This window comes from Marivita geojedonensis (genome assembly GCF_002115805.1).
Classification (GTDB): Bacteria; Pseudomonadota; Alphaproteobacteria; order Rhodobacterales; family Rhodobacteraceae; genus Marivita; species Marivita geojedonensis.
On sequence record NZ_JFKC01000002.1, the window covers coordinates 278,275 to 290,163 of the forward strand.

An 11,889-nucleotide genomic window follows, 5' to 3' on the forward strand; every position below is an offset into this window, starting at 1 on the left:
GAAGCCGCGACCAAACGCCCGCAGGGCCAATTGCCGGAGTCCGCATGACCAATGCCATCGCCTTCCAGGGGGAACTAGGAGCCTATTCGCACGAGGCGTGCCGCTACAAGCGCCCGGAAATGGATCCGTACCCCTGCCGCACCTTTGAGGACGTGATCTCGGCGGTTCAGACCGGCAAGGCGGATCTGGCAATGCTCCCGGTGGAAAACACGATCTATGGCAGGGTGGCTGACATTCACCGCCTTCTGCCGGAAAGTGGGTTGAAGATCATCGACGAGGCATTCGTTCGGGTCCACATCAACCTGCTTGGCGTGCCCGGTGCGCGGCTGGAAGATGTGACCGAGGCCCATTCCCATGTCGTCCTGCTGCCGCAATGCGCCCGCTTCCTGAGCGATCACGGTATCCAGGGTCGGGTGAACGCCGACAACGCCCGCGCCGCGCGCGAAATCTCCGAACGCGGAGAGAAGCACGCCGCAGCACTGGCCAGCGAACTGGCGGGCGAAATCTATGGCCTGAATGTTCTGGCCCGGCACATAGAGGACACGGACAGCAACACCACCCGATTCCTGCTCATGGCGCGCGAGGGCAATGATGCGCGGCGTGGGGATCATGGGATGATGACCACGTTCGTTTTCCAGGTCCGCAACATCCCCGCTGCGCTCTACAAGGCGATGGGCGGTTTTGCGACCAACGGCGTCAACATGACCAAACTCGAATCCTACATGGTCGATGGCTCGTTCACGGCGACGCAGTTCTATGCCGATATCGAAGGCCACCCTGACGATCCCGCAGTGGCACTCGCCCTGGAAGAACTCGACTATTTCACCGACATGCTGAACATTCTCGGAACCTATCCCCGCGACGCGCGCCGGGATTAACGGGGTCCGTGGGTTGTACCATCACTCCGCTTTGACGCGGGTTTCCCGGTGCCAGACATAAAGACCTGCGGCAGCAATCACGAGGCTGCCGACGATTGTCCAGAAGTCCGGAATCTCGGCAAAAAAGACCACGCCCCAAAAGGCCGCAAAAGCCAGCCCGGTATAGGAATACGGTGCCAGCATCGCCGCCTCACCCTTTGAAAATGCCTGTATCAGTGCAAGCTGACCTGTCGTGCCGGCGATGGCGACCATCACCATCAGCCCGGCATCCGTCGCGCTGGGCGGCTGCCATTGAAACGGTACGAGAATACTGAGCAGCACGGTGCCGACGAATCCGGTGTAGAACAGCGATGTCCAGACATCCTCATCCGCCCCGACGCGGCGGGTCAGAAGGGCATAGGCCGAATAGCAGACGGCTGCGCCCAAAGGGAAAAGGGCTGCCGCACTGAACACATCGCTGCCGGGCCGAATGATGATCAGGGCACCGATCATCGCGGCAACGATCCCGGCGATCCGACGTATTCCAAGTTTTTCGCCAAGAAAAACCGCAGCGCCCAAGGTGATGAGCACGGGGTTCGTCGACATCAAAGCCGCCGCATCGGACAACGGAATCAGGCTCAGTCCGGTAAAGAAACAGGCCGTGGCGCTCATCAGCAGAAGCGACCGCAGGAATTGGAGCTTTGGGTATTTCGTTCGCACGACGGCTTTTAGCCTCGGCAGCACCAGCACAAACACCAAGAGCATCTGTCCTGCATACCGCGCCCACAAGGCCGGCAACACGCCCACATTCGGGGCCAAGGCTTTGACCGTCGCGTCCATGATCGAAAAGCAGAAGATTGCTGCGATCATCAGAAGGATGGCACGGTTCTGTTCTGTCATGCTGCGCTTCAACTTGAACCGATGCGAAGCATGTCACACTGCGCGCGTTCGGATTTCGGGATGTCTTTCGGACTAGCACAAACAGGGCGACACACAAGCGCCGTGCGTGAACAGGTGCTGTGCATGGTCGGGCTTTACCACTTATTTACGGTTTGCAAAGCCTAACGCGCCATTAACCGGGTTTGCAAAGTTAGGTCCGGTTCGGACCTAATGTTTCGCGCGCGAAACATTTTGACGTGAGAACGGGCGGAGCCCAAGGCACTCGCACGCACCACCCTCAGATCAACAACCCCGCCGCACCCTCGTGCCTGAGCAGCCAAACCTTGGTCTCGACACCTCCATCGCCGGAATAGCCGCCAAGACCATTGGCCCCCAGAACCCGATGGCACGGGATCAGGATCGGGATCGGATTGCCGCCACAGGCCTGCCCGATCGCCTGCGCCGGAACACCCAGTTGCGCCGCCAGATCGCCATAGGTGCGCGTCTCGCCGAACGGGATCGCAGACATGGCCGCGCAGACGGTGCGTTGAAACTCCGAACAGTTCAGTCGGATCGGCACGGTGAAGTCCTGCCGTTTCCCTGCGAAATACTCTGCTAGCTGTGCTGCGGCCTGTTCCAGAACCGGCGTCCCGTCCTGCCGCCCATCACGCCACTCGAGCGCCGTGATCCCCACCGCGTCCGCCACAAGCGTCAGCGGACCCAACGGCGAGTCGACCGCCTGTTCAAACCGGCTCATCCCGGCAACCCCAACCGGATCGGCCCCTTGGCCGTGACCGGATCGACCGGTGCGCCCTTCTGGGTTGCCTGCAAATCAAGCTGAGACGCCACCCGCCGCACCTCGGGCATAAGGGGACGCCAATCGTCGGACAGCCGCCGCGCGGCCTCGGAGGGGCAAAAGGTTTTTCCGACCCCGCGCTGATGCGCGAGGTCGAGCAGAATGTCCGCGATCTCGTTATCCGAGGGCGTCATTGCACCGCTGGCAGGTGCCCGCGTGCTGGTGCGTGCCGACATCCGGCAGGATTTTCCAGCAGCGCTGACACTTGTCGCCGTCGGCTTTCTCGAAGACGACACCAACCCCTGCCACTTCGGGCAGACGGAACGCCTCGGCCGGGGCCGGATCGCCTGTGAGGTTGATGCCCGAGGTGATGCAGATGTCGTCGAAATTGACCGACTTAAGCGCCTTGAGCGTCTCGGCATCCTCGATATGCACGACAGGTGCCGCTTCAAGCGACGCCCCGATCACCTTGTCCGTCCGCTGCACTTCGAGCGCGGCGGTCACGGCGCGGCGGGCGCGGCGGACCTCGGCCCATTTCGCGGCGAGCGCTTCGTCTTTCCAAGACGCAGGCGTTTCCGGAATGTCCTGCAGATGCACGGACGAGTCGTCACCGGGGAAACGGTCGAGCCAGACGTCTTCCATTGTGAACACCAGCACCGGGGCAAGCCACGTGGTCAGACGGTGGAACAGGATGTCCATCACCGTCCGCGCCGCGCGGCGTCGTTGCGTGTCGCCATCGCAATACAGAGCATCCTTACGAATATCGAAATAGAACGCACTCAGCTCGACCGTGCAGAAGTTGAACAACTGCTGGAACACGCCCTGGAAGTCATAGGCGTCGTAGCCTGTACGCACGACCTCATCCAGCTCTGCCAGACGGTGCAGCACGTAGCGCTCTAGCTCCGGCATATCCGCAGGCGCGACGCGATCCGCCTCGGTGAAATGCGACAGCGCGCCGAGCATGTAGCGCATGGTGTTGCGCAGGCGGCGGTAGCTGTCGGCCACACCTTTCAGGATTTCCGGCCCAATACGCAGGTCGGCGGTGTAGTCGGCCTGTGCCACCCACAGACGCAGGATGTCCGCGCCGTACTGCTTGGTCACGTCCTCGGGGGCCACGGTGTTGCCCAAGGACTTGGACATCTTGTTGCCCTTCTCGTCGAGCGTGAACCCGTGGGTCAGCACGCCACGATAAGGCGCGCGGCCCCGCGTGCCGCAAGCCTGCAGCATCGAGGAATGGAACCACCCGCGGTGCTGGTCGGTGCCTTCGAGGTACAGGTCGGCGAGACCATCCTCGGACCCGTCCTCGCGGTCGCGCAGAACAAAGGCGTGGGTGGAACCGGAATCGAACCACACATCCAGAATGTCGAAGACCTGTTCCCACTCGTCCGGATTATGATCATTGCCGAGGAAGCGCTCCTTCGCGCCGGGCTTGTACCACGCATCCGCGCCTTCGGCCTCGAATGCCTCAAGGATGCGGGCGTTGACCTTTTCGTCCTTCAGCAGGAAGTCGGCGTCCGTCGGCAATGCGCCTTTCTTGACGAAGCAGGTGAGCGGCACCCCCCACGCACGCTGGCGCGACAGAACCCAGTCGGGGCGGGCTTCGATCATCGAATATAGCCGGTTGCGCCCCGTCTGCGGCGTCCATTTTACCAGTTGGTCAATACTGGTCAGCGCCCGTTCGCGGATCGTCTTGCCGTATTCGTCCTGACCGTCGCCGACCTCGCGGTCGATGGCGGCGAACCACTGCGGCGTGTTGCGGTAGATCACTGGGGCCTTGGACCGCCACGAATGCGGGTAGCTGTGGGTCATCCGACCACGCGCCAGCAGGCCACCAGCTTCGACCAGCTTGTCGATCACAGCGGTGTTGGCTTTGCCTTCCTTGCCTTTGTGGTCGAGCACGCGCAGACCAGCAAAGAACGGAACATGCGGCAGGAACTCGGATTCCTCACCCACGTTATGGGTCAGACGATCCATCCAGCCGCGCGCCACGAAGGCGTCGTAGTCTTCCTGACCGTGGGAGGGTGCCGTGTGGACAAACCCGGTGCCGGCGTCGTCGGTGACGTGATCGCCGTCGATCATCGGGACGTCGTAATCCCAGAACCCGTCTGCGCCGTCGAGGCCCCGGAACGGGTGCGCCAGTGTCAACGCGCCGAGCTCATCGGCGGATACATCGCGCAGGCGACGGTACATGGACGGCTCAAGCCGTGCCTTGGCCAGCACCTCTTCGGCCAGTGCATCGGCCAAGAGGTAGCGGTCGCCGATCCGCGCCCAGCATTCCTCGGGACGGCCGGTGACTTCGTAGAGGCCATAAGCGATGGTGTTGTTGTAGGCGACAGCCTTGTTCGACGGGATCGTCCAGGGGGTTGTCGTCCAGATGACGGCTTTGACGCCTTGCAGATCGCCCGCACCATTTGTGGCTTTGAACGGCACCCAGATCGTGTGCGACTTGTGATCGTGGTATTCGATCTCGGCCTCGGCCAGCGCAGTCTTTTCCACCGGCGACCACATCACGGGCTTTGACCCCTGATACAGCGTCCCGGTCATCAGGAACTTCTGGAATTCCTCCGCGATGATCCGCTCGGCGCGGTAGTCCATCGTGAGGTACGGCTTGTCCCAGGTTCCGGTCACGCCAAGGCGTTTGAATTCCTCGCGTTGGATGTCGATCCAACCTTCGGCGAACTTGCGGCACTCCTGACGGAAGGCCACGACATCGACCTCGTCCTTGTCGAGCCCCTTGGCGCGGTACTGTTCCTCGATCTTCCATTCGATGGGCAGGCCGTGGCAGTCCCAGCCGGGGATGTAGCGCGAGTCGCGGCCCATCATCTGCTGGCTGCGCACAACCATGTCCTTGAGGATCTTGTTCAGCGCGTGACCGATATGCAGGTGGCCGTTTGCGTAAGGAGGGCCGTCATGGAGGGTAAAGGGTTTCCGACCCTCTGCCTTGTCACGCAGGCGGTCGTAGATGCCCATCTTGGCCCATTTTTCCAGCCATGCCGGTTCGCGGTTCGGAAGGCCCGCGCGCATCGGGAAATCGGTCTTGGGCAGGTTCAGCGTATCTTTGTACTCAGGTGTATCGGCGCACATGTGGAGCGTCCTCGGGTGTTCGGATCAAGGGTGTTTGAGAGGATCGGCGCGGTGGTCCATACGCCTTGTCCCGGCGGCTCGATTGCTCAGAGCGCCGGGCATGTAATTCGAATGATGATCGCGAAGCTATGCGTCATGCGGCGCGTTATAGGAGTGACTGGGGCAGACGTCCAGACAGTGTTTCCCGGCTTTGAGGGCCGGGACCGATTGGGGGGCCAGCCCCCCAAGCCCCCCGGCATATTTGTAAAAAGAAGAAAGGGGGTGGGTCAGGTCTCGAACAGCGCTCCGACGAGATACGCGATGGCCGCCGCAGTGCCTCCGATCAGCAGGGTTTCCAACCCGGACCGCCACCACGGGGCGAGCGACCATTTGGACTTGTACGCGCCGATGGCGAAGAAGGTGATCAGCGTGGCGATGGTGGAGAGGCGGAAGGCGTCGGGCAGCCCGAAGAGAAACGGCAGAAGCGGAATCATGCCGGCGGCAAGGAAGGCGGCGAAGGTCGCCCAGGCCGCTTTGAGCGGGTGCGGATCGACCGAGGCGAGGCCGTATTCGCCTTCGAGCATCAGCTGCACCCATTGTTCGCGGTTCTGCGAAATCTGATCCACTGCGCCGTCAAGCGCATCGCCCGACAGCCCCTTGCGGCGCAGGATTTCGCGCAACTCGTTGCGTTCGCCTTCGGGGTACTTGCGGATATGGCGTTCTTCGATCTCTCGCAGGCGGCGGGCATCGTCGAGTTCGGCCTTGGTGCCGGAATAGTTTCCGGCGGCCATGGAAAAGCCGTCGGCCAGTACGTTGGCGATGCCGAGAGCGATGATGACCCAAGAGCTGAGGCCCGCGCCGGCGACGCCAGCCACGATGGCAAAAGTGGTCACCGATCCGTCGATGCCGCCATAGACAATGTCACGCAGATAGCCGCGACCGGCGGGGGCGTCGATGCGGGCTTCGATTTCGGCCTGGCTGTGGCCGTGGTCTCCGGGAGATTGGGTCATATGGCCTAAACTGCGGCAGGCTTGTGGTGCCTGCCATGCGCTGGATCAAATGGCGGTTCAGCGGGATTTGGTGCTGACGAGGCCCACAAGGGCGGTCTTGATGATCGACCGGACCGAGGGGCGTCTGCCGGGGGCAAAGGGCAGGGGGCGGCAGACTTCGATCGCCGCAACACCAACGCGCGCGGTGAGGGCGCCATTGACCAGACCTTCGCCAAAGCGACGCGAGAGCTTGCCAAGGATACTGCCGCCGAGGATTGGCTCCAGCATATCGTCGCCCACCGCAACGGCGCCGGTGGCGACGAGGTGTGAGAGGACGGCGCGGGTCAGGCGCCAACTGCCCAATGTGCCGGAGCGGCCGCCATAGATCTCGGCGATGCGGCGGATCATGCGGATGTTCGACCCCAGAGCCGCGACAACATCGGCCAGAGCCAGCGGGACAAGGGCAGTGACTGTGGCGACCTGACGCGCGGCGGCTTCGACCTCGCGCCGGGCGGCGGCGTCGAGCGGTCCGAGAAGTTCGTGATCGGCAAGGGCGATGAGGGCGGCGGCGTCGAACATGTCGGCCTCGCGGTCCTTAAGCCGGTCGCGGCCCCATTTGGTGTCGTCGCGCGATCCATAAAGCCCGGTCAGGTCTTTGACCACGGCACGCGCGGCGGTCAGGTCTTCGTTGGCAAGGGCAGCATCGGCGGCGTGCTGGATGCGGTCGATGCGGCCAAGCCGGGCGAAGGCCGAGAGTTCCTTGATGACGATCAGCAGGACAACCAGCAGGAAAAGGGCAAAAAGGCCCGCCACGGCATAGCCGAGATAGAGGTTCTGGCTCACGAGATTGGTCACGAAGTTCCACGCGGCGACGGAAGCCACCGTTGTGATCAGCGCAACGAGCAGCGTCCAGAACCAGCGCGCCAGCCGGGATACAGGGCGCGCGGCAAGGGCGGCGACGGTGGTCATGGCCTGACCCTGCGGGGCAGGTTCCAGCAGGTCGGGGACCGGGGGTGCCTCTGCCGGGGTCTGGGTTGGCGCGGCGTCGTCGAGATCGAACAGGACAGGGCCTTTGGCGTTGCTCATGCGTCGGTCCTTTGCCAGTGATACCGGATGTCGGGCAGGCCTTCGTCATTGCCTGCGCCGTCGGTGTGTTCGACGGGGGTGAAGCCGTGACGTTCGTAAAACGCCTGTGCCCGGGTGTTGGCCTGAAAGGTCCAGAGTGTGAGCTGGTCCTTGCGGCGCATCGCGTCGCTCAGGAGCTTTGATCCGATGCCCTGACCGCGTGCGGCAGGGTCGATGTAAAGTGCATGGATGTCGTCGCCGTTGCGGGCAAGGAATCCGGTGATTGTTTCGCTTTCGGAAACAGTGACCCAGCCGCGATCCACCATCAGTCCCGCAAAACCGATGTCCTCGGCGCGGGTGTGGATGCGGGGCATCCACGGGGTTTCGTCGACCCATGCGGACAGGATCGCACCGACGCGACCGGCATCAAGCGGGGTTGCGGGGCGGAGCAGCGTCACAGCCGATCTCCGATCAGGAACTCGGCGGCGCGGTCCAGCCGGATATGGGGTGGGCCATCGCCGGGTTTGAGGTTGAGCTGCGCCGGGGCGAAGCGCATGACCTGGTAATCCTGTTCCAGCCACTTTTCTGCTCCGTCGCGCGCGGGGCCAAGCAGATGGGAGGGGTCCTGCGGAAGTTCTCCGGGGTAGAAGGCGGCCTGTTTGCCGCTGTCGAGCAAGGTGCCGCGCACGCAGGGCAATTCAGTGCCGTTGTGCGGGCGCATCTCCTCGATCGTCGCGCGAAGGCTGGCAATGGACATTGCGCTGGTCTTGGCCCCTGCAAACTGCGCACGGTCGCGGGCGTCGCGGGTCAGCGCTTCCATGATCGCGGTCAGGCGGGCGTGCTGGGTGTGGTGCAGGTGGTCGGCCTTGGTTGCGGCGAAGAGAATTTTCTCGACCCGTTTGCCGATCAGAAGCTGTGTCAGAAACTGGTTCTGACCGGGGCGGAAGGCGCCGAGAATTTCGGCCATCGCCTGCCGCATGTCTTCCACCGCCTGCGGACCGGCATGGATCGCGCCAAGCGCATCAACCAGCACGATCTGGCGGTCGATCTTCGCAAAATGATCGCGGAAGAAGGGTTTGACGACCTGGGATTTGTAGGCCTCGAACCGCCGCTCCATCTCGCGGGCGAGTGATTTGCGCGGCGGGTTTGGCGTGGCTGGCAAGGGTGCAAAGGTCAGGACGGGACTGCCGGCCAGATCGCCGGGCAAAAGGAACCGCCCCGGTGTGCAATCGGAAAAACCCGCCTGCCGCGCGGCGGTCAGGTAGGCGGTGAAGCTGGCGGCGAGCGCTTGTGCGCGGGGTTCTTCGAGTGCTTCTGCCGTGTCTTCGGTGCGGGCGAGGCTCAGGTAGGCCTGCGCATGGGTGCGGTTTGCGATCCGCTTAAGGGTTTCTTCAGACCATTGGCTGTAGCTTTTGTCGAGCAAGCCAAGATCAAGCAACCACTCACCGGGATAATCCACAATGTCGAGATGTATGGTCCGGGGGCCTTGAAGCCCGGACAAAAGCCCCGAAGGACGTACCTTCAACGAGAGGCGCAATTCGCTGATCGTGCGTGTGCTGTCTGGCCAGTGTGGGTCGCGCGCTGTCAGTGCGCCCAGATGGGATTCGTAGTCGAAGCGTGGCAGCGTGTCGTCGGGCTGCGGCTGCAGATAGGCTGACAGGATGCGCCCTTCACTTTGTGCCAGAAGGCCGGGCATGCGCCCACGATCCATCAGATTCGCCACCAGCGACGTGATGAACACCGTCTTGCCCGACCGCGCGAGGCCCGTCACGCCAAGGCGGATCGTCGGTTCGAAGAATGCGCCCGAAACTGTGTCGGTGACATTCTCGAAGCCGCGGGTCAGCGTGTCGGCGATGGTGGAAATGACCAAGGGCGGCCTCTTTTCATTGCGTTGGTCCCAGAGATAAAGGCGCATGTCCTTGGTTACCAGTGCTGTGCAAGGGGGATTGTTCGGCGCATTTCGTCAGGATAAGCGGGGCGCATGCCCAGATTTGCCCTGAAAGTCGAATATGATGGTGCGCCCTTTGCCGGATGGCAAAGGCAGGCCGAGCACCCGTCGGTGCAGGGCGCAATCGAAGCCGCGCTGGCTAAACTTGAGCCGGGTGAGCACACGATAGCGGCCGCCGGGAGGACGGATGCGGGTGTGCATGCGCGCGGGCAGGTCTGTCATTGCGATCTGCAAAAGGACTGGTCGCCGTTTCGGTTGTCGGAGGCGCTGAACCACCATCTCAAACCGCTGCCGGTGGCGATTGTCGATGCGGCCGAGGTCGAGGGCGACTGGCATGCGCGGTTCTCGGCAATGGAACGGCGCTATCTGTTTCGACTGGTGTCGCGCCGTGCGCCGCTGACGCTGGAAGCCGGACAGGTCTGGCAGGTGAAACACGATCTGGAGCTGGCACCCATGCAGGAGGCGGCGCGGCACCTGATCGGTTTGCATGACTTCACCACCTTCCGGTCCACGATGTGCCAGGCGGCATCACCGGTGAAAACTCTGGATGCGCTGGATATTCGCGAATTGGAGACCGATTGGGGCACGGAGTTCCAATTCCGTCTGCGCGCGCGGTCTTTTCTGCACAACCAGGTGCGCAGCTTTGTCGGAACGCTGGAGCGTGTTGGGGCCGGGGCGTGGGCGCCGGAAGATGTGAAGGCGGCCCTGGACGCACGGGATCGCGCGGCCTGTGGGCCGGTCTGTCCGCCTCAGGGCTTGTATCTTGTTGGTGTCGGCTATCCGGACGATCCGTTTCAGCGTTGAGCCTGGTTGCGTGGCGTAGGGCCTAGCGCGGGGGATGCAGATTTTTGAAAAATCTGCCTGGGGCTCTGCCCCAGACCCCGAGGTATTTGTGAAACAGAGAAGAATGGGACTTGTCTTGCGGTCGGTTTTGCCCGATGAGACACGTCATGACACATCTGACCGATATCCGACGAGACATCTGATCTTGTTCTGCCGCCCCGAACTGTGGGCGATCCGTCACCTTTTGTCTGAATTCACATCCTTTCCGTTGACTTGGCCCGCGCCGCTTGGCACGGCTTGGGCTTCCTGAAATGAGGTTTCCCATGATCCCCTCTGTCTTGCCGACCTATTCCCGCGCGCCGCTTCATTTTGTGAAGGGCGAAGGCACCTGGCTGATCGAGGCGGACGGGCGACGTTTCCTCGATCTGGGCGCGGGCATTGCGGTGAACGCGCTGGGCCATGCCCATCCCGCACTGGTTCAAACGCTGACCGAGCAAGCGCAGAAGCTGTGGCATGTGTCGAACCTTTACGAAATCCCGCAGCAACAGGCGCTGGCCGACAAGCTGGTGGCGAGCACCTTTGCCGATACGGTGTTTTTCACCAATTCGGGGACGGAATCCTGCGAACTCGCGGTCAAGATGGCGCGCAAGTACTGGTACGAGAAGGGCCATCCCGAGAAGACCACGATCATCACGTTCGGCGGATCCTTCCACGGGCGGTCGTCGGCGGGGATTGCCGCGGCGGGCTCTGAGAAAATGATCAAGGGGTTCGCGCCGCTTCTGCCGGGGTTCACGCATGTGGGCTGGGGTGACCATGACGCGCTGCATGCCGCAATCGATGAGACGGTTGGCGCGATTCTGATTGAACCGGTGCAGGGTGAGGGCGGAATTCGTCCGTTGCCCGATCAGTGCCTGAAGGGGCTGCGTGCGCTGTGTGACGAGAAAGGCATCCTGCTGATCCTCGATGAGGTGCAATGCGGCGTGGCGCGGACGGGGCGTCTGTTTGCGCATGAATGGACCGGTGTCACGCCGGACATCATGATGGTCGCCAAAGGCATCGGCGGTGGCTTCCCGCTTGGGGCCGTTCTGGCCACCGAAGAGGCCGCGTCGGGCATGACGGCGGGCACCCACGGATCGACCTATGGCGGCAACCCGCTGGCCTGTGCGGTGGGTTGCGCGGTGATGGACATCGTGAGCACGCCGGAGTTTCTCGAGACGGTGAACGCGCGGGCCGGGTTCCTGCGGCAGAAGCTGGAAGGGTTGGTTGCGGCGCATCCGGACGTGTTCGAAGGAATGCGTGGCGTGGGCCTGATGATCGGGCTCAAGTGCAAGGTGGCGCCGGCCGACGTGGTCAAGGCGGGGTATGAATGCGGTGTCATCACCGTGCCGGCAGCGGACAATGTGGTGCGGCTGCTGCCGCCGCTCAACATCAGCGAGGACGAGATCTCTGAGGCGGTGAACCGTCTGGATTTCGCGGCGGACGCGGTGCGTGAGGCGCAGGGCTGAGGAC

The 11,889-nt window shown here is 62.8% G+C and carries 11 protein-coding genes; 3 read left to right on the forward strand and 8 right to left on the reverse strand.

The genetic code is table 11. The features are described 5' to 3' along the window. Nucleotides 1-44 precede the first annotated feature (44 nt). Nucleotides 45-878 (forward strand): prephenate dehydratase, encoded by an 834-nt coding sequence (locus MGEO_RS04535; RefSeq protein WP_085635512.1) that lies wholly within the window; start codon nucleotides 45-47, stop codon nucleotides 876-878. A gap of 21 nt (nucleotides 879-899) precedes the next feature. On the opposite strand, the gene MGEO_RS04540 is transcribed toward MGEO_RS04535, so the two are convergent. From MGEO_RS04540 to MGEO_RS04575, 8 genes are all read right to left on the reverse strand, one after another. Beyond that, nucleotides 900-1,757 carry a DMT family transporter gene (locus MGEO_RS04540; RefSeq protein ID WP_085635513.1) on the reverse strand — a complete coding sequence of 286 codons (858 nt, stop codon included), beginning with the start codon at nucleotides 1,755-1,757 and terminating at the stop codon, nucleotides 900-902. Nucleotides 1,758-2,034: 277 nt separating this feature from the next. Further along, nucleotides 2,035-2,493 carry a methylated-DNA--[protein]-cysteine S-methyltransferase gene (locus tag MGEO_RS04545; protein ID WP_085635514.1) on the reverse strand — a complete coding sequence of 153 codons (459 nt, stop codon included), beginning with the start codon at nucleotides 2,491-2,493 and terminating at the stop codon, nucleotides 2,035-2,037. Next, nucleotides 2,490-2,726, reverse strand: coding sequence for a DUF3253 domain-containing protein (locus tag MGEO_RS04550; protein WP_085635515.1), 237 nt, complete (start codon nucleotides 2,724-2,726; stop codon nucleotides 2,490-2,492). Before MGEO_RS04550 ends, MGEO_RS04545 begins: the two co-directional genes overlap by 4 nt. Next, nucleotides 2,710-5,616 (reverse strand): isoleucine--tRNA ligase, encoded by a 2,907-nt coding sequence (gene ileS, locus MGEO_RS04555; protein WP_085635516.1) that lies wholly within the window; start codon nucleotides 5,614-5,616, stop codon nucleotides 2,710-2,712. The genes MGEO_RS04550 and ileS overlap by 17 nt, the downstream gene beginning before the upstream one ends. Before the next feature lie 266 nt (nucleotides 5,617-5,882). Continuing rightward, nucleotides 5,883-6,605: a VIT1/CCC1 transporter family protein gene (locus MGEO_RS04560; protein ID WP_085635517.1), complete on the reverse strand. Its 723-nt coding sequence runs from the start codon at nucleotides 6,603-6,605 to the stop codon at nucleotides 5,883-5,885. 57 nt (nucleotides 6,606-6,662) lie between these two features. Then, the gene (locus MGEO_RS04565; protein WP_085635518.1) at nucleotides 6,663-7,670 is read right to left on the reverse strand and encodes a YcjF family protein; all 1,008 of its coding nucleotides are present in this window, start codon (nucleotides 7,668-7,670) and stop codon (nucleotides 6,663-6,665) included. Then, nucleotides 7,667-8,107: a GNAT family N-acetyltransferase gene (locus MGEO_RS04570; RefSeq protein WP_233139626.1), complete on the reverse strand. Its 441-nt coding sequence runs from the start codon at nucleotides 8,105-8,107 to the stop codon at nucleotides 7,667-7,669. The genes MGEO_RS04565 and MGEO_RS04570 overlap by 4 nt, the downstream gene beginning before the upstream one ends. Beyond that, nucleotides 8,104-9,519, reverse strand: coding sequence for a YcjX family GTP-binding protein (locus MGEO_RS04575; RefSeq protein WP_085635621.1), 1,416 nt, complete (start codon nucleotides 9,517-9,519; stop codon nucleotides 8,104-8,106). The genes MGEO_RS04570 and MGEO_RS04575 overlap by 4 nt, the downstream gene beginning before the upstream one ends. A 111-nt stretch (nucleotides 9,520-9,630) precedes the next feature. On the opposite strand from MGEO_RS04575, the gene truA reads away from it, so the two are divergent. Both truA and MGEO_RS04585 read left to right on the forward strand, forming a co-directional pair. Continuing rightward, complete coding sequence (truA, locus tag MGEO_RS04580) at nucleotides 9,631-10,401, forward strand: tRNA pseudouridine(38-40) synthase TruA (protein WP_085635519.1); 771 nt, start codon at nucleotides 9,631-9,633, stop codon at nucleotides 10,399-10,401. Between the two features lie 302 nt (nucleotides 10,402-10,703). Beyond that, nucleotides 10,704-11,885: an aspartate aminotransferase family protein gene (locus MGEO_RS04585; RefSeq protein ID WP_085635520.1), complete on the forward strand. Its 1,182-nt coding sequence runs from the start codon at nucleotides 10,704-10,706 to the stop codon at nucleotides 11,883-11,885. Nucleotides 11,886-11,889: the final 4 nt, after the last annotated feature.

Coding starts and splice junctions, on each gene's coding strand:
- MGEO_RS04535 (WP_085635512.1), top strand. CDS start 45: ATGACCAATGCCATCGCCTTCCAGGGGGAACTAGGAGCCTATTCGCAC.
- MGEO_RS04540 (WP_085635513.1), bottom strand. CDS start 1,757: ATGACAGAACAGAACCGTGCCATCCTTCTGATGATCGCAGCAATCTTC.
- MGEO_RS04545 (WP_085635514.1), bottom strand. CDS start 2,493: ATGAGCCGGTTTGAACAGGCGGTCGACTCGCCGTTGGGTCCGCTGACG.
- MGEO_RS04585 (WP_085635520.1), top strand. CDS start 10,704: ATGATCCCCTCTGTCTTGCCGACCTATTCCCGCGCGCCGCTTCATTTT.
- truA (WP_085635519.1), top strand. CDS start 9,631: ATGCCCAGATTTGCCCTGAAAGTCGAATATGATGGTGCGCCCTTTGCC.
- MGEO_RS04550 (WP_085635515.1), bottom strand. CDS start 2,726: ATGACGCCCTCGGATAACGAGATCGCGGACATTCTGCTCGACCTCGCG.
- MGEO_RS04560 (WP_085635517.1), bottom strand. CDS start 6,605: ATGACCCAATCTCCCGGAGACCACGGCCACAGCCAGGCCGAAATCGAA.
- MGEO_RS04565 (WP_085635518.1), bottom strand. CDS start 7,670: ATGAGCAACGCCAAAGGCCCTGTCCTGTTCGATCTCGACGACGCCGCG.
- ileS (WP_085635516.1), bottom strand. CDS start 5,616: ATGTGCGCCGATACACCTGAGTACAAAGATACGCTGAACCTGCCCAAG.